We start from the raw sequence: 24687 nt of genomic DNA, 5'->3' as shown, positions 1-24687 counted from the left end.
GAATCCGATGTCCCGCACTTCCCTGCCCCTGTTCGACGCGGCGCTGCTGCGTCCGGCGCTGGCCGACGCGCTGCGCAAGCTCGACCCGCGTGCCCAGTGGCGCAACCCGGTGATGGCCGTGGTCTACGTCGGCAGCGCGTTCACGACCGCACTGGCTGTGGCGAACCCCAGCCTGTTCTCGGTCGGCGTCGCCGCCTGGCTGTGGTTCACGGTGCTCTTCGCCAACCTCGCCGAGGCGCTGGCCGAAGGCCGCAGCAAGGCCCAGGCGGCGGCGCTGCGCGGCCTGAAGAAGAAGACCTGGGCCAAGAAGCTGGAGCCCGGCAGCCCGCACGCCGAGCGCGCCGCGATGCACTGGCACCCGGTCGAGGCCGAGACGCTGCGCAAGGGCGACGTCGTGCTCGTCGAGGCCGGCGACACGATGCCCGCCGACGGCGAGGTCGTCGACGGCGTCGCCTCGGTCGACGAGAGCGCGATCACCGGCGAGTCGGCGCCCGTCATCCGCGAGTCCGGCGGCGACTTCTCGGCCGTCACCGGCGGCACCCGCGTGCTGTCGGACTGGATCGTCGTGCGGGTCAGCGCCGACCCGGGCGAGACCTTCGTCGACCGCATGATCGCGATGGTCGAGAACGCGCGCCGCGGCAAGACGCCCAACGAGATCGCGCTGACCATCCTGCTGGTCGCGCTGACCATCGTCTTCCTCGGCGTCGTCGCGACGCTGCTGCCGTTCTCGCGTTTCGCCGTCGACGCCGCCGGTGGCGGCGAGCCGGTGGACCTGGTGATGCTGGTGGCGCTGCTGGTGTGCCTGATCCCGACGACGATCGCCGGGCTGCTGTCGGCCATCGGCGTGGCCGGCATGAGCCGGCTGCTGCGCGCCAACGTCATCGCCACCTCGGGCCGCGCCGTCGAGGCCGCCGGCGACGTCGACGTGCTGCTGCTCGACAAGACCGGCACGATCACGCTCGGCAACCGCCAAGCCGCGGCCTTCCTGCCGGCGGCCGGCGTCGGCGAGGCCGAACTGGCCGACGCGGCGCAGCTCGCGTCGCTGGCCGACACCACGCCCGAAGGCCGCAGCATCGTCGTGCTCGCCAAGCGCCACGGCCTGCGCGAACGCGAGCTGGCGGCGCTCGACGCGGTCTTCGTGCCGTTCTCGGCGCAGACGCGCATGAGCGGCGTCGACCTGCCGGCCGGGCGCACGCTGCGCAAGGGCGCGGCCGACGCGCTGGCGCGCCACGTGCGCTCGCTGGGCGGCGAGTTCCCGGCCGGGCTGCAGCAGCTCGTCGACGAGGTCGCGCGCCGCGGCAGCACGCCGCTGGTGGTCGCCGACGGCGCGCGCGTGCTCGGCGTCGTCGAGCTCAAGGACGTCGTCAAGGGCGGCATCCGCGAGCGTTTCGCCGAGCTGCGCCGCATGGGCATCACGACGGTCATGGTCACCGGCGACAACCGCCTGACGGCCGCGGCCATCGCCGCCGAGGCCGGCGTCGACGACGTGCTCGCCGAAGCCACGCCCGAGGCCAAGCTGAAGCTGATCCGCGAGCACCAGGCCGCCGGCCGGCTGGTGGCGATGACCGGCGACGGCACCAACGACGCGCCGGCGCTGGCCCAGGCCGACGTCGCGGTGGCGATGAACACCGGCACCCAGGCCGCCAAGGAGGCCGGCAACATGGTCGACCTGGACAGCAACCCGACCAAGCTGATCGAGATCGTCGAGACCGGCAAGCAGCTCCTGATGACGCGCGGCGCGCTGACCACCTTCAGCGTCGCGAACGACGTCGCCAAGTACTTCGCCATCGTGCCGGCGGCCTTCGTCGGCACCTACCCGCAGCTGGCGGCGCTGAACGTCATGCAGCTCGCCAGCCCGGCCTCGGCGGTGCTGTCGGCGGTGATCTTCAACGCGCTGGTCATCGTCGGGCTGATCCCGCTGGCGCTGCGCGGCGTGGCCTACCGCCCGGTGGGCGCGGCCGCGCTGCTGCGCCGCAACCTGGCCGTCTACGGCCTGGGCGGCGTCGTCGTGCCCTTCGTGGGCATCAAGCTGATCGACCTGGGCCTGGCGGCCACGGGTCTGTTCTGAGGTGCTCGTCATGAACTCCATGCTCCGTCCCGCGCTCGTGCTGTTCGCCGCGCTGTCGCTGGTCACCGGCCTGGCCTACCCGCTGGTGGTGACCGGCGTCGCCCGGCTCGCCTTCCCCTGGCAGGCCGAAGGCAGCCGGGTCGAACACGAGGGCCGCGTCGTCGGCTCGGCGCTGATCGGCCAGTCCTTCACCGACCCGGGCCACTTCTGGAGCCGGCCATCGGCCACCGCGCCGATGCCCTACAACGCCGCCAACTCGGCCGGCTCCAACCTCGGGCCGTCGAACCCGGCGCTGGCCGACGCGGTGCGCACACGCGTCGCCGCGCTGCGCGCCGCCGACCCCGGCAACGACGCGCCGGTGCCGGTGGACCTGGTCACCGCCTCGGCCAGCGGGCTGGACCCGGACGTCAGCCGCGCCGCCGCCGAGTACCAGGCGGCGCGCGTGGCGCGCCTGCGCGGCCTGCCCGAGGCGCGCGTGCGCGAACTCGTCGCAGAACAGGCCGAGGAGCCCGCCTTCGGCCTCGGCGAGGCGCGTGTCAACGTGCTGAAGCTGAACCTGGCGCTGGACGAGCTGGCGCGCGCGGGGCGCAGATGAGCGCGCTGGGCGAGGTGCTGCTGGCGCTGGCGGCCGTGCTGCTGCCGCTGGCCGGCGCCGCCGCCTGGCTGCGCCGCGAGCAACGGCGAGCACGCGAGCGGCGTGGGAAGATCGCCGGCCGATGAACGAGCCGTCCCGTCCCGATCCGGACTCCCTGCTGCGCGACGTGCAGCAGGACGAGGCCCGCGAGCGCCGCGGCCGGCTGAAGATCTTCTTCGGCGCCAGCGCCGGCGTCGGCAAGACCTGGGCGATGCTGGCCGCCGCGCGCGACGCGCTGGCGCAGGGCGCGGCGCTGACCGTCGGCCTCGTCGAGGACCACGGCCGGCGCGACACCGCGGCGATGGCCGACGGCCTGCCGCAGCTGCCGCGCCAGCGCCGCAGCCATCGCGGCCGCGAGCTGGAGGAGTTCGACCTCGACGCCGCGCTGGCCTTCGGTGCCGCGCACGACGGCGCGCTGGTGCTCGTCGACGAGCTGGCGCACAGCAACGTCGCCGGTTCGCGCCACCCCAAACGCTGGCAGGACGTCGAGGAGCTGCTGGCCGCCGGCGTCGACGTCTGGACGACGATGAACGTCCAGCACCTGGAGAGCCTGAACGACGTCGTCGGCGGCATCACCGGCATCCGCGTGCGCGAGACCGTGCCCGACCGCGTCTTCGACGAGGCCGACGAGGTCGTCGTCGTCGACCTGCCGCCCGACGAGCTGCTGGCGCGGCTGAAGGCCGGCAAGGTCTACCTGCCGCCGCAGGCCGAACGCGCCGCGGCGCACTTCTTCCGCAAAGGCAACCTGCTGGCGCTGCGCGAGCTGGCGCTGCGCCGCACCGCCGACCGCGTCGACGGCGAGATGCTCGCCTGGCGGCGCCGCAACCGCGTCGAGACCGTCTGGCCCAACCGCGAGGCGCTGCTGGCCGCCGTCGCGCCGGGCGGGCACGGCGAGACCGTCGTGCGCCGCTGCGCCCGGCTGGCGGCGCAGCTGGAGCTGCCCTGGCACGCGGTGATGGTCGAGACCCCGGCGCTGCAGCGCCTGGGGCCCGAGGCGCGGCGCGAGGCGCTGCAGCAACTCAAGCTCGCCGAGTCGCTGGGCGCGACCACCGCCACGCCGTCGGCGCCCGACGCCGCCGAAGGCCTGGTGCACTACGCCCGCGAGCACAACCTGTCGCGGCTGGTGCTGGGCCGCGGCCGCCGGCGGCTGCCCTGGCAGCGGCCGACGGTCGAACGTGTCGCCGCGCTGGCTGGCGAGCTGGACGTGGTACAGGTCGGCATGGCCGGCGCGCCGGCGCCGCGCGCCACCGGCCCGGCCCCGGGCGCCGAAGGCGCCAGCTGGGCCGGCTACGCCGCCGCCGCCGGCGCCTGCGTGCTGACGGCGCTGGCCGCGACGCCGCTGCGCGACGTGCTCGAGCTCAGCAACATCGTGATGATCTTCCTGCTGGCCGTCGTCGGCGTCGGCCTGCGCTTCGGCCGCGGGCCGGCGGTGGCGGCGGCCTTCTTCGGCGTCGCGCTGTTCGACTTCTTCTTCGTGCCGCCGCGTTTCTCGTTCGCCGTCAGCGACGTGCAGTACCTCGTGACCTTCGGCGTCATGCTGGCTGTGGCGCTGGCCATCGGCCAGCTCACCGCCGGGCTCAAGGTGCAGGCCGCCGCGGCGATGCAGCGCGAGCGCCGCGTGCGCCGGCTCTACGAGATGACGCGCGACCTGTCGGCGGCGCTGCTGCCGGCGCAGGTGGCCGAGATCGGCGCGCGTTTCGTCGCCGCCGAGTTCGGCGCCCGCTGCGCGCTCTACGCCACCGACGAGCACGACGAGCTGCAGCGCCTGCCCGGCGGCGAGGCCGAGGCCGACGAAGGCGTCGTGTCCTGGGCCTTCCGCCACGGCCGCGCCGCCGGCGCCGGCACCGACACGCTGCCCGCCAGCCGCTGCCTGGTGCTGCCGCTGAAGGCGCCGATGCGCCAACGCGGCGTGCTGGCCATAGAAGCCGGCGACACCGCCGCGCTGGGCCCCGAGACGATGCGGCTGATGGAGACCTGCGCCTCGCTGCTGGCGATCTCGCTGGAGCGGCTGCATTACGTCGACGTCGCCCAGCAGAGCGCGCTGCAGATCGAGAGCGAGCGCCTGCGCAACTCGCTGCTGTCGGCGATCTCGCACGACCTGCGCACGCCGCTGGCGGCGCTGGTCGGCCTGGCCGACACGCTGGCGATCGCGCCGCCGGGGCCGGCGCCGCGCGGCCTGGTCGACGCGATCCGCGAATCGGCGCGGCGCATGGCGGCGCTGGTCGGCAACCTGCTGGACATGGCGCGGCTGCAGGCCGGCGCGGTGCGCCTGCGCCGCGCCTGGCAGCCGCTGGAGGAGGTGGTCGGCAGCGCGCTGGCCGCCTGCCGCCCGGTGCTGCAGGGCCGGCCGGTGACGGTGGCGCTGGCCGACGGGCTGCCGCTGCTGTCGCTGGACGCGGTGCTGTTCGAGCGTGTGCTGGTCAACCTGCTGGAGAACGCCGCGCGCTACACGCCGCCGGGCAGCACGCTGGTGATCCGCGCCGAGGCGCTGGACCAGACCGTGCGCCTGGTCGTCGACGACCAGGGCCCGGGCCTGCCGCCGGGGCGCGAGGAAGCGCTGTTCGAGAAGTTCGAGCGTGGCGAACGCGAGAGCGCGACGCCCGGCGTCGGCCTGGGGCTGGCGATCTCGCGTGCCATCGTGCAGGCCCACGGCGGCACGATTCGCGGTGCCAACCGCCTGGAAGCCGGCCGCGTCGCCGGCGCACGCTTCACGATCGAGCTGCCGCGCGGCACGCCGCCCGAAGACGACGGCAGCGCCGCCGCCGTGGCCGACGAGGACCTCCGATGAACGAACCGAGAACCCGTGTCCTGATCGTCGAGGACGAAGCCGACATCCGCCGCTTCGTGCGCCTGGCGCTCGAAAGCGAAGGCCACGAGGTGCACGAAGCCGACGGCCTTCGCCGCGGGCTGATCGAGGCCGGCACGCGCCGCCCCGACCTGCTGGTCGTCGACCTGGGCCTGCCCGACGGCGACGGCGTCGACCTGATCCGCGACCTGCGCGGCTGGTCGGCGGCGCCGGTCATCGTGCTGTCGGCACGCGCCGCCGAGGACGACAAGATCGCCGCGCTGGACGCCGGCGCCGACGACTACCTCGTCAAGCCTTTCGGCGCCGGCGAGCTGCTGGCGCGGGTGCGCGCCCAGCTGCGCCGCCGCGCGCTGCTGTCGCCCGACGACGGCCCGGTGCTGCGTTTCGGCGACATCACGCTGGACCTGGCGCGCCGCAGCGTGCGCCGCGGCGACGAGGAGCTGCACCTGACGCCGATCGAATACAAGCTGCTCGGCTGCCTGGCGACGCAGCCCGACCGCGTCGTCACCCACCGCCAGCTGCTGAAAGCCGTCTGGGGCCCCGGCCACGCCGAGGACACGCACTACGTGCGCGTGCACATGGCCAATCTGCGCAAGAAGATCGAGGCCCAGCCCTCGATGCCGGTGCACCTGCTGACCGAAGCCGGCATCGGCTACCGCTTCCGCGCCGGCGGCTGAGGCGCGAACGGCGCCCAGGACCGCTGCGCACCACAAGCGATCGCCGGCCGCACGAACACCGCCGCGGGCACGCAGGTCACCGGGCTGCGGCGGCGACGCGCTACCGTAGCGCCCTCGCCCAACCGCCTGCGTCCGATGTCCGACCATCCGCCCCGCGCCTGGATCCGCCTGCCCTCCGGGGCGGCGCTCGACCTGATCAACCCGGCACCCGACGCCTGGACCGACGAGGACCTGGCGCTGCGCCTGGCGCGCACCTACCGCTGGGGCGGCGAGTCGCGCTGGGCCTGGCCGCTGTCGGTGGCGCAGCACTCGCTGCTGGTGCTGGCACTGCGCCGCGCCGAGGCGCCGCAGCCGCTGAGCCTGGCCGAGCAGCGTGCCGAACTGCTGCACGACGCCGAGGAAGGTTTCCTCGGCTTCGACTGCATCTCGCCGCTCAAGCGTGTGCTCGGCGAGCCCTTCCGGGCCGTCGGCGAGCGGCTGATGGCGGCCATCACGCAGCGCTACCGCCTGCCCGACTGGACACCCGAGAGCCACCGCCTGCACAAACACGCCGACCGCGTCGCCGCGGCCTCGGAGGCGGTGCACTGCACCGGCTGGAGCGAACACGAGGTGCGCGCGCTGCTCGGCATCACCGAGCCCGTGCTCGCCGCCGACCCGCTGCAATCGCGTTACGGCGGCAGCGCCTGGGAACCCTGGCCCGCCGACCGTGCGGCCGAACGTTTCCTGGCCGAATTGAGGTCAATCAATTACGACTGAGCAGCGCCACGCCCGGCGCCGAGGAGCGAAGTCGGATTAGCGCCGTTCAGCCCCGACAGGTGACCGTTCGGCCGCGGTTCGCCTCCATTCGCGTGAAGTCGCGAAATCCGCAATCGTGCTCTCCAGAATTCGTGGAATCACAACGCTGGAGATGGACGAATGATCACCACGACCCGACGCTCGCTGTCGAAGACGCTGGCGCTGGCTGCCACCGCGGCCGCCCTCGGCGCGCCGACGCTGGCCGCTGCCGCCGACACGCCCGACATCCTGGGCACCTGGCGCCTCGTCAGCTACGTCGTCGAAGTGCAGCAGACCGGCGAGATCATGCCGGTGATGGGGCCGAAGCCGAGCGGTGGCGTGGTGTTCACGCCCAACGGCCGCGTCTTCTTCATGCTCACCGCCGACGGCCGCAAACCGGGCAAGACCGACGCCGAGAAGGCCGCGCTGCTGGACACCATCGTCTCCTACACCGGCCGCGCCGAGATCAAGGGCGACCAGTGGACGACGCACGTCGAGGCGGCCTGGAATCCGCAATGGGTGGGCACGGCGCAGACGCGCAACTTCAAGATCGACGGCGACAGGCTGCAGGTCACGACGCCCTGGCGCGTGATGCCCAATTGGGCCGACAAGGGCATGACGCGTTCGCTGATCACGTTCGAACGCCAGAAGTAATTGTTTTGGACGACGCCGGCCATTGAAGCGCCGGCGTCGCGGGTGACGTCATGTTCGACCGACTCACGTTCAAGGCCAAGATGGTCTGCCTGGTCACGACCGCCGTGGCCGGATTGCTTTTCCTCCTCGCGCAGGCCGTCTGGCAGGTGCGCCAGGAGATCGACCAGGGACAACGCGCGCAGCTCGTCGCCGTCGTCGACAGCGCACGCGCCATCGTCGCCGGGTTTCAGGCCGAGGCCGCGGCCGGGCTCCTCAGCAAAGAACAGGCCCAGGCCGCGGCCAAGGCCGCCCTGCGCGCGGCACGCTTCGGTCCCGAAGGCAAGGACTACTTCTACGTCTGGACGATGGACGGGGTCGGCGTGATGCACCCGATCAAGCCGGAATGGGAAGGCCGCGACATGAGCGGCAAGATCCTCGACGGCCACGGCAACGACCTGATCGGCTCGCTGGCCAAGGCGCTGCGCGCCAGCCCCGACGGCCGCATCTTCCTCGAGTCGGCGTTCGCGCGGCCGGGCAGCCAGGACGTCGTGCCCAAGCTGCAGCACGCGGTCGTCATCCCCGATTGGAACTGGTTCGTCGGCACCGGGCTGTACCAGGACGTGGCCGCGGCGCAGCAGCGCCAGGCGCTGCTGCGATCGCTGGCGATCGGGCTGCCGCTGATGGCGCTGATCGCCTTCATCTGCTGGAGCATGTCGCGCGCCGTGCTGCGCCAGATCGGCGGCGACCCCGGCGAGGCGCGTGCGGCGATGGCCCGCGTGGCCGCCGGCGATCTGGGCGTCGAGTTCGGCCGCGTGCCGGCCGACAGCCTGCTCGGCGAGCTCGAGCACACGGTGCAGGCGCTGCGCACGATGGTCGGCCAGGTGCGCCAGGCCACCGAGAGCATCGCCACCGCGTCGGCGCAGATCGCCGCCGGCGGCCAGGACCTGTCGCGCCGCACCGAGCAGACCGCGGCGCAGCTGCAGCACACGGCCTCGGCCGTCGAGCAGCTCAGCGGCACCGTCGACCACACCGCCGGCGCCAGCCGCAACGCCGCCGAACTGGCGGCCCAGGCCTCGGGCAGCGCCGACCGCGGCGGCCGCGTCGTGCACGACGTCGTGCAGACGATGGCCGCGATCACGGCCAGCGCCGGGCGCATCGGCGACATCACCGGCGTCATCGACGGCATCGCCTTCCAGACCAACATCCTGGCGCTGAACGCCGCGGTGGAAGCGGCGCGTGCCGGTGAACAGGGCCGCGGCTTCGCCGTCGTCGCTGGCGAGGTGCGCAGCCTGGCGCAGCGCTCGGCGCAGGCGGCGCAGGAGATCAAGGCGCTGATCGGCGAGTCGATCGAACGTGTGCAGACCGGCGCCGAACACGTGCAGCGCGCCGGCGGCGCGATGAACGACATCGTCGAGCAGGTGCAGAAGGCCGCGGCGATCATCCACCAGATCTCCGGCGCCGCCGCCGAGCAGTCGGCCGGACTGGGCCAGATCAACCGCTCGGTCGCCGACCTGGACGAGGCCACGCAGCGCAACGCCGCGCTGGTCGAGGAGTCGGCCGCGGCCGCCGGCAGCCTGCAGGAGCAGGCGCGGCGGCTGGAGCAGACGATGCGCGTGTTCAGGCTCGCCGGTCACGGCGCCTGAGGCCGCGGGCAGCGCGCCGCGACGTCGGCGACGAAGCGGCCGAAGGCGTCGAGCAGCGGCACGCCGTCGAACGCCGGCCCCTCCAGCATCGCCAGCGCCTGCACCGTGGCCTCCAGCGTCGACACCTGGTCGCCGCGGCGCGCGGCGCGGATCGCGCGGTAGCGGGTGGGCTGCGGGTCGGCCAGCGACAGCCGCGGCAGCGCCGCCAGCGCCGGGTGCTCGAGCAGCAGGCGCAGGCTCTTGCGCCAGGTCGCGTCGATGACCACCAGCCGCAGCGGCGCCGTCGCCGGCGCGGCCGAAGCCGGCGGCGCGGGGGCGGCCGGCACGTCGGGATAGAGCAGCCGCGTGTCGCGGCCAGGCCGCTGCAGCAGCGCCTGCAGGGCCTCGGGGGTGAAACGTTCGCCGACCACCACCTCGCAACGCGCCAGCGACAGCCGCAGCAGCGCGACGCTGTTCTTGGCCTGGCGCTGCTCCTGCGGGTGCTGCAGCACCAGCACCTCGGTGCGATGGGCGGTGGGCCGCACCAGCGCGCACAGACAGGTCGCCTGCGGGCGCAGGCAGCGCGCGCAACGCCGGCGGGCAACGGGGGACGGGACGTTCATGCGCCGATGCTCGCACGGGCGCCGGGCGCCCGGCCGCGATCAGCCGTGCCCTTCGGCGGCGGTGGCCCGGCCGTCCAGCCAGCGCAGCAGCAGCCGGTACAGCGCCAGCGGGTCCACCGGCTTGCTCAGGAAGTCGTCCATGCCGGCGGCCTGGCAGCGCACCTTGTCCTCGGCAAAGGCGTTGGCGGTCATCGCGATGACCGGCAGCGTGCCGGCCGGGTGGCGGCGGCGGATCGCGCGGCAGGCGTCCAGGCCGTCCAGGCCGGGCATCTGCATGTCCATCAGCACCAGCCGGTAGTCGCGCGCCAGCGCCATGTCGACGGCGGCGACGCCGTCCTCGGCGACCTCGACGACCAGGCCGGCCTCCTCGAGGATGGCCTGGGCGACCTCGGCGTTGACCGGGTTGTCCTCGGCGAGCAGCACGCGGGCGCCGGCGTGGCGCTGGCGCAGCGCCTGCTCGGCCTCGGCCGCCGGGCCCTGCGGCGGCTCCTCGGCAGCCGACGGGTCGCGCCGCAGCCGGGCGCTGAACCAGAAGGTGCTGCCCTCGCCGGCGACGCTGCTGGCACCGGCCTCGCCGCCCATCAGCTCGGCCAGCCGGCGCGTGATCGCCAGGCCCAGGCCGGTGCCGCCGGCGCGCCGCGTGGTGGAGCGGTCGGCCTGCTCGAAGGCCTCGAACAGCCGCGGCAGAACGTCCGGCGCGATGCCGATGCCGCTGTCCTGCACCTCGAAACGCACCAGCGCACTGCCCTCGTCCTGCTCGACCAGCCGCGCGCGCAGCGTCACCGCCCCCTGCTCGGTGAACTTGACGGCGTTGTTGGCGTAGTTCAGCAGCGCCTGCTGCAGCCGCGTGGGGTCGCCGATCAGATCGCGCGGCATGTGCTCGATCTCGCTGGACAGGCGCAGCTGCTTGGCGCCGGCGCGTTCGTCGACCATCGACAGCACGTTGGCGACGACGGTCTCGACACGCAGCGGCACGGCTTCGAGCGCCATCTTGCCGGCCTCGATCTTGGACAGGTCGAGCACCGCGTTGAGCACCTCCAGCAGGTGCCGGGCGGCGGACTCGAGCTTGCCCAGCCGGTCGGACTGGCGCACGCTCAGGGCCTCGCGGCGGATCAGGTGCGCCATGCCGATCATCGCGTTGAGCGGCGTGCGGATCTCGTGGCTCATGTTGGCCAGGAAGGCGCTCTTGGCCAGGTTGGCGGCCTCGGCACGCTGGCTGGCCTCGGCGAGCTGGCGGGTGCGCCGCTCGACGGTCTGCTCCAGCTGCAGGCGGTGCTCGGCCAGCGCCTGCTGGGCCTGCAGCCGCTCGGTCGCGTCGAGTGCCACGCCGTCCCAGAAGATCGAGCCGTCGGCGCGGCGCAGCGGGCGCGAACGCACGTCCAGCCAGCGCTGCCGGCCGTCGGGCAGCTCGAAACGCAGCGTGGCGTGGTAGTCGCTGCCCTCGGCGGCGCTGCGCTGCTCGTCCTCGATGTAGCGCGAGCGCGCCTCGGGCGCGAGCATCGCGAACAGCGGCTCGGCATCGGCCATCACGTCGGCCGGCCGCAGCCCCAGCGTGCCCTCGATGCCGCCGCTGACGTGGTCGAAGCGCCGGCGGCCGCCGACGACCTCGTAGCGGTAGACGAAGCCAGCGGGCAGGTTGTCGCCCATCGCGCGCAGCTGCTGCTCGCCGGCCTGAAGCCGGGCGGCGCTGGCCCCGAGATCCCACTCGATGCGCTGCGAGTTCATGCTGACGAGGGTCAGCGTGACGAGTTGCACCGACAGGATCTGCGCCAGCGCGTAGACGCCGCCGAAGCCCTTGATCGCCTCGAACGCGGTGCTGACGTCACCCGCCTCCAGCACGGCGCGCACCAGCGTGATCAGCGCGAACAGCGTCAGCCACAGCGCCAGCAGCAGGTCGTTGGAGCCGAAGTGGGGCGGCCGCCGGTGCAGCGTCACGGCGACCGTGGCCAGGCTCAGCGCCGCCGAGAACAGGCAGTAGCAGACGATGCGCGCAGTCAGCTGGCCGGGGTCCAGGCTCAGCCAGCCGAACAGCGGCAGGAAGAGCAGCGCCAGCGCGGCCTCCAGCCAGGCGCCGACGTGCACGCCGCGAAACAGCAGCATGCCGCGCAGGATCAGCACGTGCCCGGCCACCAGCAGCCCGTTGCGCAGCACGCGCGTGGCCCAGCCCGGCGGCAGCACGTCGGGGATCAGCAGCGCCGCGCCCAGCGCCAGGCAGGCGATGCCAGCGGCCCAGAAGCCGAAGCCCGGGTAGGTCTTGCGCGTGCGCAGCACCACGCCCATCACCACGGCGGCCGCCGAGGACAGCAGCGCGTTCGTGGTCAGCAGCGTGGCGGCATCCATCATCGTGAGGAAGCTGGCGCGAGAGCCCGGAAGACATCGTAGCCAAGCCGGCCCGCCCCGTGGCGATCGTTCAGGGTGCGCCTGGCCGCGCTGCCAGAAGCGGCCACTAGGCCGGGGCCGGCGCCGCGGCTTGCGCCAGCACCCGCTGCACGAAGACCTTGACGTCGCTTTCCTTCAGCAGCACCTCGCGGGCGCCGTCGGCCAGCAGGCGTTCGCGCGTGCCGGGCTCGACCTCGGCGGACATGCAGATCACCGGCGGCAGGCGCACGCCCGGGCGCACGGCCTCGCGCACGAAACGCAGCAGCGCGCAGGCGTCGCCGTCGCCGACGAAGCGGTCGCACAGCACCAGGTCCAGCGGCGGCGTCGTCTCGCCGGCGCCGGCCACCGAGGCGACGAGCGCGGCGCGCGCGGCCTCCAGCGTCTCGACCAGCACCACGGCCACGCCCTGGTTCTCGAAGGCCTGGCGCAGCAGCAGGCCGTAGACCTGCGAGTCCTCGACGACCAGCACCCGCTCGACCTGGCCCGGCTGCGCCGGCGCCGGCGCGTCGGCGGCCTCGATGTCGAAGGCCAGCGTGAAGGCGGCGCCTTCGCCGGCCCGGCTCTGCGCCTCGATGCTGCCGCCGAAGGCGCGCACCAGGTCGCGGCTGAGCGCCAGGCCCAGGCCGCTGCCGGGGCGGTCGCCGCCGTCGGTGTGGAAACGCTCGAAGACGTGTTCGCGCGAAGCGGCGGACAGGCCGCTGCCGGTGTCGGCGACGACGACGACCAGCCGCCGCCAGCGTTCGCCGCGCGGGCTGGGCTCCAGACCGGCGGCGACGTGCACCTGGCCGGCCTCGGTGTGCTTGACGGCGTTGACCAGCAGGTTGCGCAGCACCTGCTGCAGGCGCAGCGCGTCCAGCCGCCACCAGCCGTCCAGCGGCGTGCGGCGCTCGAACACCAGCGCCAGGCCCTTGGCCTGGGCCATCGGCCGCGCCTCGTCGGCGGCTTCGCGCAGGCAGCGCTCCAGCGACTCGGGGCGCAGCTCCAGCGCGAGCTGCCCTTCGTGCAGGCGATGGCGGTCCAGCAGCGCGTTCAGCAGGCCCAGCGTGGCCCGCGACGAGCGCCCCAGCACGTCCAGCAGCGGCTGCTCGGCCGGCCCGGGCGACGAGCCGCGCAGCAGCGCCACCGCGCCGCTGACCGACTGCAGCGAGTTGCGCACCTCGTGTGCCAGGAAGGCCAGGTACTGCTCGCTCTCCTGGCGGGCGCGGCGCGTGCGCTCGATCTCCAGACGCAGCGTGCGGCTGTGCCACCACCAGGCCAGCAGCAGCACCGCCAGCACCGCAGCGGCGGCATAGGCCGACAGGCGCACACGCGCCCAGTCGACACGGTCCTGCTGCTCGGCCGCGGCCCACTCGCGCTCGATGCGCGGCATGTCCTCGGCGAGCACGGCGTTGAGCGCGTCGCGCAGCCGCGGGGCCAGCGTCGCGCGCGCCAGCGACACACCCAGGTTGTGCTCGTCGTACAGCCCGGCCACGGTGCCGGTGATGTGCAGCGTGCTGCCGGCACGCGGCCCCAGGCGCGCGTAGGCGCCCTGCAGGCCGTAGAGCGCGGCCTCGGCGCGGCCCTGTTCGACCAGCGTCAGGCACTCGTCGAAGCCGGCGCACTCGACGATGTCGACGTTCGGGTAGGCGGCGCGCACATAGGGCGTGCCGAAATAGCCGCGGATCATCGCCAGCCGCTGGCCCGCCAGCTGCTGCAGGTCCCAGACCGAGAACTGGCGCCGGCTGATCAGCACCAGCGGGTTGGCGCGGTAGGGGCCGACGAAGCTCATGCGCGCGCGGCGCTCGGCGACGTCGGTCAGGCCCAGCATCACGTCCAGGCGGCCATCGGCCAGCGCCTGCAGGCCGCTGGCCAGGTCCATCGGCACGAACGAGGCGATCGACAGGCCGGCACGGCGCGCGACCTCGTTCATCATGCGGATGCCCAGGCCGTCGGCGACGCCGGGGCGCACCTCGGCACTGAACGGCAGATCGCCCGGCAGGTAGCCCACACGCAGCGGCGCGACCTCGAGCGCCGGTGCGGGCGCCGGCAGGACCACCGGCGCGGGCGGCAGCCAGCGGTCGCGCAGCGCCTTCGTGAACGCCGGGTCCAGCGCGGCGATCGTGGCGTCGAGCTGGCGCACCAGCGCCGCGTCGCGCAGATCGGCGGCCAGGCGCAGGTGGCCCTCGGGGAAGCCGTAGCTGCGCAGCACGGCCAGGCCCGAGCCGGGGCGCTCGGCCACCAGCGTGCGCAGCGTCGGCAGGGCCTCGAAGACGAAGTCGGCGTCGCCGCGCTGCACCGCGTCCAGCGCCTCCTGCAAGGTGCCGTAGGCCGGCCGCGCGGCGGCCGGGAAACGCTCGGCGGCGATGCTCTCGGCAACGTAGCCGCGCGTGACCGCCAGGCGCCGCCCGGACAGATCGGGTGTCGCCGGCACCGAGGTGATGGCCGCCGGGCCGACGAAGGCCTGCTGCACCGAGGCGTAGGGGCGCGTGAAACGCAGCGTCAGCGCCCGGTCAGGGGTCTGCGCGATCGCCGTGGCCAGCCGGATGCGGCCGTCGGCCAGCGCCTGCAGCAGCGCCGGGTACTCGACGAAACGTTCGTAGCGGAAACGCAGCCCGGTCTGGCGCGACAGCTCGGTGAGCAGTTCGACGTCCATGCCGCTCGGCGCGGGCTGGTCGGCGCGCCATTCGTGGAACGGCGGGAAACGTTCGAGCAGGCCCACCACGACGACGTCGCCGGCCTGCACGGCGTCGCCGGCGGCGGCGCGTGCCGGCCCATGGGCCAAGCACGTCATCGTCAATGCGGCCAGGGCCCCGCCGGCCCACGATCTCCACCCGAGCATTGCGCCTCCCCTGGGCGCACTGTAGACCGATCCCATGGTCCGGGGATGACAAGGCCGCCGCGCGAGGCGCGGCGGATCGCACACCCGCCGCCGTCGCGTGGCCGCGTCAGCGCTGCGGCGGCTCGCAGCGCTGCAGCAACTCGGCCAGCGGCACCTCCAGCGCCTGCGCCAGCTTGGCCGCGGTCTGCAGCGAAGGCATCGCGCTGGCCCGTTCGATCTCGCCCATGTAGGTGCGGTTGAGCTCGGCGCGTGCGGCCAGCAGCTCCTGCGACCAGCCGCGCGCCTGGCGCAGCCGGCGCACGGTGCGGCCGAAACGTTCGGCCACGCCCTCGTGCGGCAGGTGCCGCGCGTCAAATACCGGCGCCATCGATGCCGTCATCGTGTCCTGCCTCCCGTGTGAGCGCCTGCGTGATCCGGCTGCCCGCCGGCACGTCGCGCGTGATCCAGACATTGCCGCCGATGACCGAGCCACGGCCGACCGTGATGCGGCCGAGGATGGTCGCGCCGGCGTAGACGACGACCTCGTCCTCGACGATCGGGTGGCGCGCGCCGCCACGCTGCAGGCTGCCGTCGGCTTCGGTGGCGAAACGTTTGGCGCCCAGCGTGACCGCCTGGTAGAGCCGCACCTGGCGGCCGATCTGGGCCGTCTCGCCGATGACGACGCCGGTGCCGTGGTCGATGAAAAAGCCTTCGCCGATCGTCGCGCCGGGGTGGATGTCGATGCCGGTCTCGGCGTGCGCGCGTTCGGCCACCAGCCGCGCCAGCAGCGTCAGCCCGTGGCCGTAGAGCTCGTGCGCGATGCGGTGGTGGATCATCGCCTGCACGCCGGGGTAGCACAGCAGCACCTCGTCGACGCTGCGCGCCGCCGGGTCGCCGCGGAAGGCGGCGAGCACGTCGGTGTCCAGCAGGGCGCGCAGCCGCGGCAGCGCGGCACCGAAGGCGCGCACGAAGGCCAGCGCACGCGCGTCGACGTCCTCGGCGCCGCGGCCCAGGCGGGCCTGGTAGCGCAGCTCCAGCCGTGCCTGCTGCAAGAGCGCGCCCAGCACGCGGTCCAGCGTCTGGCCGACGTAGTAGTCCTCGCTCTCCTGGCGCAGGTCCTGCGGGCCCAGGCGCAGCGGGAACAACGCGCCGCGCAGGCCGTCGACGATCGCCGCCAGCACCTCGCGCGACGGCAGCTCGCGGTGGCCGTGCTCCTCGGGCCGCTGCTGCGCGCTGCGCCAGCGCGTGCGCGCGGCGCGCAGCCCGGCGACGATGCCGGCCAGGTCCAGCGAGGCGTCCTCGACCGCCAGCGCACGCGGCGGCGGGGCGTGCGTCGCCGCCGCGGCCGGCCGTTCGGCGACCGCGTCGTCGTGGGGGCCGGCCATGCTCAGGCCGCCTTGGCTTCGGCCGGCGGCAGGCCGCTGGCGTCGAACACGCCTTCGAACAGCACCGAGCTGAGGTAGCGCTCGCCCGAGTCGGGCAGCACGACGACGAGGGTCTTGCCGGCGTGTTCGGGGCGCTGCGCCAGGCGCACTGCCACCGCCGCCGCGGCACCGCCGGAGATGCCCGACAGGATGCCTTCCTCACGCGTCAGGCGGCGCGCGAAGTGGATCGCCTCCTCGTTCGTCACCTGCTCGACGGCGTCGACGAGCGACAGGTCCAGCACCTCGGGCACGAAGCCGGCGCCGATGCCCTGGATCTTGTGCGGGCCGGGCTTCACCTCCTCGCCGGCGCGCACCTGGCTCAGCACCGGGCTGGCGGCGGGCTCGACGGCCACCGAGGTGATGGCCTTGCCCTTGGTCTTCTTGATGAAGCGCGAGACGCCGGTGATCGTGCCGCCGGTGCCGACACCCGAGACCACGACGTCGACGGCGCCGTCGGTGTCGTCCCAGATCTCGGGGCCGGTCGTCGCTTCGTGGATCGCCGGGTTGGCCGGGTTGCGGAACTGCTGCAGCAGCACGTACTTCGGGTCGCTGGCGGCGATCTCCTCGGCCTTGGCGACGGCGCCCTTCATGCCCTTGGCGCCTTCGGTCAGCACGAGTTTGGCGCCGTAGGCCAGCAGCAGCTTGCGCCGCTCCAGGCTCATGGTCTCGGGCATTGTCAGCGTCAGCGGGATGCCACGCGCCGCGGCGACGAAGGCCAATGCGATGCCGGTATTGCCGCTGGTCGGCTCGACGAGTTCCTTGCCCGGGCCGAGCAGGCCGCGCTGTTCGGCGTCCCAGATCAGCGCCGCGCCGATGCGGCACTTGACCGAATACGCCGGGTTGCGGCCCTCGATCTTGGCCAGCACCGTGGCGCCGGCGCCGTCGGTGATGCGGTTCAGGCGCACGAGCGGCGTGCGGCCGATGGACAGCGAGTTGTCGTCGTAGATGCGGGTCATCGCAAGGGTTCCTCTGACGGTCGTTCGGATCGGGTGGGTGGCGGCGCGATCAGTCCTGCGTCCAGGGCAGGCCGCGCCGACGCCAGCCGTCCAGATGGCCACGCTGCTGCGCGGCGTCGAGTTCTCCTTCGAAGCCTTCACCGACGTTGAACACGTTGGTGAAGCCAGCAGCCGCAGCCGCCTCGGCGGCGGCGGCCGAGCGTTTGCCGCTGCGGCACAGCAGCAGCGCCACCGAGTCCTTGCCGCCGAGGCGGGCCTCGAGTTCACGCACGAAACGCGGGTTGCGCGTCAGCGCGGTGCCGGTGGCCCAGGCGACGTGCAGGCTGCCCGGCACTTGGCCGACGAACTTGCGTTCCTCGGCCGTGCGCACGTCCACCAGCAACGCCAGGCCGGCCTGCACCAGCGCCCAGGCGTCCTGCGGCGGCACGACGCCGGCATAGGGCAGGCCTTCGGCGCGCGCGTCCTGGCGCGCACGCTGCAGCACGGGGTGGGCGTCCACGGACGCAGGCAGTTCGGCAACGGCGTTCATCGGTTCTCCTTCGGCCGCCGGCCGCGGCCCCGCCCGGGGCGATGACGGCGATAGACGGCGGATGCCAGCGTAGGCAGGCTGCCGCCAGCGCTCAACGAATGGAAACGCCGCTCGATATGCACCGAACGAGCAAGCTCGCCATCTGCGAGCCTCGGCTTTGCACATGCGCCGAATGTCTTTGGCGGCACGCGGCTTGCCGGCCAGACTGCCCCGTTTTTGGCCGCTCCCGGCACGTCCAATGTCCCGTTCCCCCGACCTCCCCCGCGCCGCCCGCGAGACCGCGTCGCGCCCCGCGGTGCTCGACCTGATCGGCAACACGCCGCTGGTGCGCGTGACGCGCCTGGACACCGGCTGCTGCACGCTGTTCCTGAAGCTGGAGTCGCAGAACCCCGGCGGTTCGATCAAGGACCGCATCGGCGTCGCGATGATCGAGGCCGCCGAACGCGACGGCCGGCTGCAGCCCGGCGGCACCGTCGTCGAGGCGACCGCCGGCAACACCGGCCTGGGCCTGGCGCTGGTGGCGCGCGCCAAGGGCTACAAGGTCGTGCTCGTCGTGCCCGACAAGATGGCCACCGAGAAGGTGCTGCACCTGAAGGCGCTGGGCGCGACGGTGCACGTCACGCGCTCGGACGTCGGCAAGGGCCACCCCGAGTACTACCAGGACCTGGCGGCGCGCATCGCCGCCGGCATCCCGGGTTCGTTCTTCGCCGACCAGTTCAACAACCCGGCCAACCCGCTGGCGCACGAAACCGCCACCGGCCCCGAGATCTGGGCCCAGACCGGCCACGACCTGGACGCCATCGTCGTCGGCGTCGGCTCCTCGGGCACGCTGACCGGGCTGTCGCGCTACTTCCGCAAGGTGCAGCCCGAGCTCGAGTTCGTGCTCGCCGACCCGGTGGGCTCGATCCTCGCCGACTACGTGAAGACCGGCCACGTCGGCCAGGCCGGCTCCTGGGCCGTCGAAGGCATAGGCGAGGACTTCGTGCCGGCGATCGCCGACTTCGGCTCGGTCAAGAGCGCCTACTCGATCCCCGACGCCGAGAGCTTCGGCGCCGCGCGCGAGCTGCTGGCACGCGAAGGCATCCCCGGCGGCTCGTCGACCGGCACGCTGCTGGCGGCGGCGCTGCGCTGGTGCCGCGAGCAGACAACGCCCAAACGCGTGCTGACGCTGGTCTGCGACACCGGCACGCGTTATCTGTCCAAGGTCTACAACGACCAGTGGCTGATCGACCAGGGCCTGCTCGCGCGGCCGCGTTTCGGCGACCTGCGCGACCTGATCTCGCGCCGCTTTGAGGACGGCGGCGTCGTCGCCATCGCGCCCGAGGACACGCTGCTCGTGGCCTTCCAGCGCATGCGCCTGGCCGAGGTCTCGCAGCTGCCGGTGCTGGCCGACGGCCGGCTGGTCGGCGTGCTCGACGAGTCGGACCTGCTCGTCGCCGCGCAGGCCGGGCCGCAGGCGCTGCAGCGCCCGGTGCGCAATGCGATGACCGCCGCGCCGCAGACGCTGCCAGCCAGCGCCTCGATCGCCGAGCTGCGCGCCGTGCTCGACCGCGGGCTGGTGGCCATCGTCGCCGACGAAGCCGGCTTCCACGGCCTGGTCACGCGTTTCGACCTGCTCAACCACCTCCGCCGGCAACTGCTGGCGTCCACCGCCGCCGCATGAGCCACACCACCGCCCCCGACACCGACCGCCCGCTCGCCTTCGCCACGCGCACGATCCACGGCGGCCAGCACCCCGACCCGTCGACCGGCGCGATCATGCAGCCGATCTACGCCACCTCGACCTACGTGCAGAGCAGCCCCGGCGTGCACCAGGGCCTGGACTAAGGCCGCTCGCACAACCCGACACGCTGGGCCTGGGAACGCGCCGTCGCCGACCTCGAAGGCGGCGCCCAGGCCTTCGCCTTCGCCAGCGGGCTGGCGGCCATCGCCACCGTGCTGGAGCTGCTGCCGGCGGGCTCGCACGTCGTCAGCGGCGACGACCTCTACGGCGGCAGCTTCCGCCTCTTCGACAAGGTGCGGCGCCAGAGCGCGGGGCTGGAGTTCAGCTACGTCGACCTCGCCGACCCCGAGGCGCTGCGCCGCGCGATCCGCCCGAACACGCGCCTGGTCTGGGCCGAGACGCCGACCAACCCGCTGCTCAAACTCGCCGACCTGCGCGCCGTGGCCGCCATCGCCCACGAGCACGGCCTGCTCGCCGCTGCCGACAACACCTTCGCCAGCCCGTTCAACCAACGGCCGCTGGAGCTGGGCTTCGACCTCGTCGTGCACTCGGCGACCAAGTACCTGAACGGCCACAGCGACGTCATCGGCGGCGTCGCCGTCGTCGGCCGCGACGAGCGCCTGGCGCCGGTGCGCGAGCGCCTGGGTTTCCTGCAGAACGCCGTCGGCGCGATCGCCGGGCCCTTCGACAGCTTCCTGGCGCTGCGCGGCGTGAAGACGCTGGCGCTGCGTGTCGAGCGCCACAACGCCAACGCGCTGGAACTGGCGCGCTGGCTCGAGACCCAGCCGCAGGTGGCGCGCGTGCACTACCCCGGGCTGGAGTCGCACCCGCAGCACGCGCTGGCGCGGCGCCAGATGTCGGGCTTCGGCGGCATGATCTCGCTGGACCTGGCGACCGACCTCGCCGGCGCGCGACGTTTCCTCGAGGCGGTGCGCCTCTTCGCCTTGGCCGAGAGCCTGGGCGGCGTCGAGAGCCTGATCGAGCACCCGGCGATCATGACCCACGCGACGATCCCGCCCGAGACACGCGCCGCGCTCGGCATAGTCGACAGCCTGGTGCGGCTGTCGGTCGGCATCGAGGACGTCGAGGACCTGCGCGCCGACCTGGCGCAGGCGCTGGCGGCGATCTGAGCGCGGCAGGCGACGGGGCGAAAAAGAACCCCGCTGCCGCGGCGGGCAGCGGGGTCAAGTCACCGGGGTTGCCCCACGGAGCCCACGACTGAGACGACGAGAGAGCCGATGAGGATCGGCCCCTGGACCTTAGCCGTGCGCTGGTTGCAGGCCAACGAAGAACGGCGCATGTCGGCCCGCGCCGAGCGCATGGCGGGGCCATCGGCGGCGGGCCGTGCGCCCGGGCGGATACTCGACGCGTTACCCGTCAGGAAACGCCCACGATGAAGATCCAGGCTCCATCCCCCGTGCCCCCGAGCAGCCCGCATCCGACGGGCGGCAGCGCTGCGAATGCCGGCGGCGCGTGCTCGTTCGCCTCGATGCTGGCCGCGGCGACGACGCCGGCCGCCGATCAGACGGCGGACGACGAGCGCCCCGACTTCACGAGCATGACGCGGCAGCAGTTGTTCGACTGGATGAACCAGCAGATCCGCAGCGGCAGGATGTCGCTCGACGAGAGCACGCCCTTCCTCGGCATGACGATGAAGATCTCGGCCGCCACCGGCGAGCCGGTGGACATGGCCAGCGACGGCGAGCGCATCGACTTCGTCGCCAAGGCCCGCGGCGGCATCGACGGCGCGCTGGAGCGCCGCGACTACGACCTGCTCGCCCGCCTGCAGGCCGCGGTGGAGCGCATGCTGAAGATGCAGGGCTCAGCCGGCACGGCGGCCGACGGACGCGGCGTCTGAGCAGGGAGGTTTGTCCCTGCGTCCCAATCGAGGCGTTGCCGAGGGCCGGCCCGTTCAGCGGCGAGCAGCCCAGTCGGACTCGGTGACTTCCTGGAGTCCGACGTCGAAGTTCACGGTGGCGGTCCTGCCAACGGCAAAGATGCTGGAAACGGCCAGCGCGTAGCGCAGATACACGTCCTGCCGTGCCTGGGGGCGAATGGTGAGCTTGACCTGCTTGCCGTCGGGAATGCCCAGAGTGTGCGGCTGGATCACGACCTCGCGCTCACCCGGGGCAACCTTCAACTCGAAGGACTCCAGGCGATTCAAGCGCCCGACACGGAAGCCGTCGACGTACACGTACTGATCGACGGCCGCTCCGATGTATCCGGTGTCGGCCCGGTAAAGGTGCAGAGTGACGGCCGTCGCCGGGTCGACGGGTTCGGGAACCGCGCTCTTGGGCGTGGGTGCGCTGGCACAACCTGCGATGCCGGCAACACAGGCGGCGAGCATGGCTCGGCGAATCATCGTTTCCTCCCCGGACTCTGCTGGTTATCCGGGAAACATAACACGCAGGCGTTGCCTGCCGGCGATAGGCCGCTCAGGCCGTCATGCCCGCCAGCCCCATCACCCAGCGCAAGCCCAGCGCCACCGCGCCCAGCGCGCCGACGCTGGCCGCCCAGATCAGCAGCAGCCAGCCCAGCCGGCGCAGCCAGAGAAGGCGCGGGCGCAGGGACTCGGCCATCAGTGGTAGCCCTCGCCGATTTTCACCTTGCCGCGGAACACGTAGTAGGACCAGGCGGTGTAGCCGAGGATGAACGGGATGATGGCCAGCGCGCCGACGAGCGCGAAGCCCTGGCTCTGCGGCGGTGCCGCCGCGTCCCAGATCGAGATGCCCGGCGGGATGACGTTGGGCCACAGGCTGATCAACAGCCCGCTGTAGCCCAGGAACAGCAGCGCCAGCGCGAGCACGAAGGGCAGCGCCGAATGGCTGCGCGGCAAGGCGCGCAGCAGCCGCCAGGTCACCAGCGCCACCAGCAGCGGCACCGGCAGGAAGAACAGCAGGTTGGGCAGCGTGAACCAGCGCTCCGCGATCGCCGGGTGCGCCAGCGGCGTCCACAGGCTGACGGCGGCCAGCGCGGCCAGCACCGCCCAGGTCACCGGACGGCCGAGTTCGCGCATGCGCTGCAGCAGCGCGCCCTCGGTCTTCATCACCAGCCAGCCGACGCCCAGCAGCGCGTAGGCCAGCACCAGCGCGGCACCGGTGAACAGGCTGAACGGCGTCAGCCAGTCGAAGACGCCGCCGGCATAAGCGCCGTCCTTGACCTCGAAACCGCCGATGAAGGCGCCCAGCGCCACGCCCTGCGAGAAGGTGGCGATGTAGGAGCCCCAGGCGAAGGCGTGGTCCCAGAAAGGCTTGTGCGCGTCGTCGGCCTTGAAGCGGAACTCGAAGGCCACGCCGCGCCAGATCAGCCCGGCCAGCATTGCCATCAGCGGCAGGTACAGCGCGCTCAGCACCACCGCGTAGGCCAGCGGGAAGGCGGCCATCAGCCCGGCGCCGCCGAGCACCAGCCAGGTCTCGTTGCCGTCCCAGACCGGGGCGACGCTGTTGACCATCACGTCGCGCTCCTCGCGGTCCTTCACGAACGGGAAGAGGATGCCGATGCCCAGGTCGAACCCGTCCATCACGACGTACATCATCAGCCCGAAGCCGATGACCCCGAACCACAGCAGCGGCAGGTCGATGTCCATCGTGGGCTCCTCAGACCGGGTCGACGTGGTCGGGGCCGGCCGACAGCGGCCGCGCCGGGCGCGGCGCCTGGCCCGGGTCCTGCGGCGAGCTCTCGTGCTCGCCGGGCTGCGGCCCCTTGGCGACGAGCTTCAGCATGTAGCGCAGGCCGATGCCGAAGACGGCGAAGTACATGACGACGAACACCGCCAGCGTCGTGCCCATCACCTGCGCCGAGTGGTTGGACACCGCGTCGGCGGTACGCATCACGCCGTAGACGATCCAGGGCTGGCGGCCGATCTCGGTGGTGAACCAGCCGGCGAGGATGGCGATCACGCCGGCCGGCCCCATCCAGGTCGCGAAGCGCAGGAAGGCGCCGCCTTCGTAGAGCCGGCCGCGCCAGCGCCGCCAGGCGGCCCAGGCGCCGAGCAGCAGCATCAGCAGACCCAGACCGACCATCACGCGGAAGGACCAGAAGACGATGGTCGCGTTGGGCCGGTCCTCGGGCGCGAACTCGGCCAGGCCGGGGTAGGTGCCGTCCAGGCTGTGGGTCAGGATCAGGCTGCCCAGGCGCGGGATCTCGACGCGGTACAGCGTCTCCTCGGCCTGCATGTCGGGCCAGCCGAACAGCACCAGCGGCACGCCTTCGCCGGGCGGGCCGTTGCGCCAGTGGCCTTCCATCGCCGCGACCTTGGCCGGCTGGTGCTCCAGCGTGTTCAGGCCGTGCAGGTCGCCGACGGCGATCTGCAGCGGCGCGACGAACATCAGCATGCCCATCGCCATCGAGAACATCGTGCGCACGCGGACGTTGTCGTGGCCGCGGCGCAAGTGCCAGGCCGCCGACGCGCCGACGAACAGCGCCGTCGCCAGGAAGGCCGCCACCGTCATGTGCGCCAGCCGGTACGGGAACGAGGGGTTGAAGATCACCGCCAGCCAGTCCACCGGCACGACGATGCCGTCGACGATCTCGTGGCCCTGCGGCGTCTGCATCCAGCTGTTGGAGGCCAGGATCCAGGTCGCCGAGATCAGCGTGCCCAGCGCGACCATGATCGTCGACAGGAAATGCAGCCCGGGGCCGACGCGGTTCCAGCCGAACAGCATGACGCCGAGGAAACCGGCTTCGAGGAAGAAGGCGGTGAGCACCTCGTAGGCCAGCAGCGGCCCGGTGACCGAACCGGCGAAGGCCGAGAAGTAGCTCCAGTTGGTGCCGAACTGGTAGGCCATCACCAGCCCCGACACGACGCCCATCGCGAAATTGACGGCGAAGATCTTGGCCCAGAAGTGGTACAGGTCGCGGTAGACCGGGTTCTTCTTCCACAGCCACAGGCCTTCCAGCACGGCCAGATAGCTGGCCAGCCCGATCGTGATGGCCGGGAAGACGATGTGGAAGGAGACGGTGAAACCGAACTGGATGCGGGCCAGTTCGAGGGCGGTCAGTCCGAACATGGGCAGGCGGCGGCGGAGAGGCGGCAAGTGTGG

At 72.9% G+C, this 24687-nt stretch carries 21 protein-coding genes and 1 pseudogene; 11 read left to right on the top strand and 11 right to left on the bottom strand.

Going from position 1 to position 24687, the window contains the following annotated elements; translation table 11 throughout:
• Positions 1–7 precede the first annotated feature (7 nt).
• The 8 genes from kdpB to G5B56_RS14685 all read left to right on the top strand — a co-directional run bounded on the left by kdpB (position 8) and on the right by G5B56_RS14685 (position 9235).
• On the top strand, positions 8–2068 hold the full coding sequence (kdpB, locus tag G5B56_RS14715) for a potassium-transporting ATPase subunit KdpB (protein ID WP_164963708.1): 2061 nt from the start codon (positions 8–10) through the stop codon (positions 2066–2068).
• A 10-nt stretch (positions 2069–2078) separates the two neighbouring features.
• Positions 2079–2663 (top strand): potassium-transporting ATPase subunit KdpC, encoded by a 585-nt coding sequence (gene kdpC / locus G5B56_RS14710; RefSeq protein WP_164963707.1) that lies wholly within the window; start codon positions 2079–2081, stop codon positions 2661–2663.
• A complete protein-coding gene (locus G5B56_RS20040) occupies positions 2660–2788 on the top strand; it encodes a hypothetical protein (RefSeq protein WP_009856194.1) in 129 nt (42 codons plus the stop codon). Before kdpC ends, G5B56_RS20040 begins: the two co-directional genes overlap by 4 nt.
• On the top strand, positions 2785–5490 hold the full coding sequence (locus G5B56_RS14705) for a DUF4118 domain-containing protein (RefSeq protein WP_164963706.1): 2706 nt from the start codon (positions 2785–2787) through the stop codon (positions 5488–5490). The genes G5B56_RS20040 and G5B56_RS14705 overlap by 4 nt, the downstream gene beginning before the upstream one ends.
• Positions 5487–6185, top strand: a complete 699-nt coding sequence (gene kdpE, locus G5B56_RS14700) for a two-component system response regulator KdpE (RefSeq protein ID WP_009858198.1) — start codon at positions 5487–5489, stop codon at positions 6183–6185. The genes G5B56_RS14705 and kdpE overlap by 4 nt, the downstream gene beginning before the upstream one ends.
• Positions 6186–6320: 135 nt before the next feature.
• A complete protein-coding gene (locus G5B56_RS14695; RefSeq protein WP_164963705.1) occupies positions 6321–6941 on the top strand; it encodes a phosphohydrolase in 621 nt (206 codons plus the stop codon).
• 159 nt (positions 6942–7100) lie between these two features.
• Positions 7101–7613 (top strand): lipocalin-like domain-containing protein, encoded by a 513-nt coding sequence (locus G5B56_RS14690; RefSeq protein ID WP_009858201.1) that lies wholly within the window; start codon positions 7101–7103, stop codon positions 7611–7613.
• 50 nt (positions 7614–7663) lie between these two features.
• Positions 7664–9235 carry a methyl-accepting chemotaxis protein gene (locus G5B56_RS14685; RefSeq protein ID WP_164963704.1) on the top strand — a complete coding sequence of 524 codons (1572 nt, stop codon included), beginning with the start codon at positions 7664–7666 and terminating at the stop codon, positions 9233–9235.
• Here G5B56_RS14685 and G5B56_RS14680 read toward each other — a convergent pair.
• From G5B56_RS14680 to G5B56_RS14650, 7 genes are all read right to left on the bottom strand, one after another.
• Positions 9223–9837 carry a tRNA-uridine aminocarboxypropyltransferase gene (locus tag G5B56_RS14680; protein WP_164963703.1) on the bottom strand — a complete coding sequence of 205 codons (615 nt, stop codon included), beginning with the start codon at positions 9835–9837 and terminating at the stop codon, positions 9223–9225. The two genes, G5B56_RS14685 and G5B56_RS14680, sit on opposite strands and share 13 nt — an antisense overlap.
• Before the next feature lie 39 nt (positions 9838–9876).
• Positions 9877–12180: a PAS domain-containing hybrid sensor histidine kinase/response regulator gene (locus G5B56_RS14675; protein ID WP_164963702.1), complete on the bottom strand. Its 2304-nt coding sequence runs from the start codon at positions 12178–12180 to the stop codon at positions 9877–9879.
• A gap of 103 nt (positions 12181–12283) precedes the next feature.
• Positions 12284–14986, bottom strand: a complete 2703-nt coding sequence (locus G5B56_RS14670) for a transporter substrate-binding domain-containing protein (RefSeq protein WP_240920821.1) — start codon at positions 14984–14986, stop codon at positions 12284–12286.
• A 154-nt stretch (positions 14987–15140) separates the two neighbouring features.
• Complete coding sequence (locus tag G5B56_RS14665; RefSeq protein ID WP_029718893.1) at positions 15141–15413, bottom strand: helix-turn-helix domain-containing protein; 273 nt, start codon at positions 15411–15413, stop codon at positions 15141–15143.
• Positions 15385–16398, bottom strand: coding sequence for a serine O-acetyltransferase EpsC (gene epsC / locus G5B56_RS14660; protein ID WP_164963701.1), 1014 nt, complete (start codon positions 16396–16398; stop codon positions 15385–15387). Before epsC ends, G5B56_RS14665 begins: the two co-directional genes overlap by 29 nt.
• 2 nt (positions 16399–16400) lie before the next feature.
• A complete protein-coding gene (gene cysK / locus G5B56_RS14655) occupies positions 16401–17393 on the bottom strand; it encodes a cysteine synthase A (RefSeq protein WP_164963700.1) in 993 nt (330 codons plus the stop codon).
• Positions 17394–17442: 49 nt separating this feature from the next.
• Positions 17443–17922, bottom strand: coding sequence for a rhodanese-like domain-containing protein (locus tag G5B56_RS14650; RefSeq protein WP_164963699.1), 480 nt, complete (start codon positions 17920–17922; stop codon positions 17443–17445).
• A 238-nt stretch (positions 17923–18160) separates the two neighbouring features.
• Between G5B56_RS14650 and G5B56_RS14645 the strand changes: the two genes are divergently transcribed.
• The 3 genes and pseudogenes from G5B56_RS14645 (at position 18161) to G5B56_RS14635 (ending at position 21503) form a co-directional block, all read left to right on the top strand.
• Positions 18161–19585, top strand: coding sequence for a cystathionine beta-synthase (locus G5B56_RS14645; protein ID WP_164963698.1), 1425 nt, complete (start codon positions 18161–18163; stop codon positions 19583–19585).
• Positions 19582–20775, top strand: a pseudogene (locus tag G5B56_RS14640) (trans-sulfuration enzyme family protein). Before G5B56_RS14645 ends, G5B56_RS14640 begins: the two are co-directional and overlap by 4 nt.
• 287 nt (positions 20776–21062) lie before the next feature.
• On the top strand, positions 21063–21503 hold the full coding sequence (locus tag G5B56_RS14635; protein ID WP_164963697.1) for a hypothetical protein: 441 nt from the start codon (positions 21063–21065) through the stop codon (positions 21501–21503).
• A gap of 54 nt (positions 21504–21557) precedes the next feature.
• On the opposite strand, the gene G5B56_RS14630 is transcribed toward G5B56_RS14635, so the two are convergent.
• The 4 genes from G5B56_RS14630 to G5B56_RS14615 form a co-directional block, all read right to left on the bottom strand.
• Positions 21558–22007 (bottom strand): hypothetical protein, encoded by a 450-nt coding sequence (locus G5B56_RS14630; protein ID WP_138938889.1) that lies wholly within the window; start codon positions 22005–22007, stop codon positions 21558–21560.
• Positions 22008–22080: 73 nt separating this feature from the next.
• Positions 22081–22224: a DUF2474 family protein gene (locus tag G5B56_RS14625; RefSeq protein WP_164963696.1), complete on the bottom strand. Its 144-nt coding sequence runs from the start codon at positions 22222–22224 to the stop codon at positions 22081–22083.
• Positions 22224–23231, bottom strand: coding sequence for a cytochrome d ubiquinol oxidase subunit II (gene cydB, locus G5B56_RS14620; RefSeq protein WP_164963695.1), 1008 nt, complete (start codon positions 23229–23231; stop codon positions 22224–22226). The genes G5B56_RS14625 and cydB overlap by 1 nt, the downstream gene beginning before the upstream one ends.
• Before the next feature lie 10 nt (positions 23232–23241).
• Positions 23242–24654, bottom strand: a complete 1413-nt coding sequence (locus tag G5B56_RS14615; protein WP_164963694.1) for a cytochrome ubiquinol oxidase subunit I — start codon at positions 24652–24654, stop codon at positions 23242–23244.
• Positions 24655–24687: the final 33 nt, after the last annotated feature.

The organism is Rubrivivax sp. JA1026 (assembly GCF_011065555.1).
In the GTDB taxonomy this organism is placed as follows: Bacteria; Pseudomonadota; Gammaproteobacteria; order Burkholderiales; family Burkholderiaceae_C; genus Rubrivivax; species Rubrivivax benzoatilyticus.
This window is presented reverse-complemented; position numbering and strand designations above follow the sequence as displayed.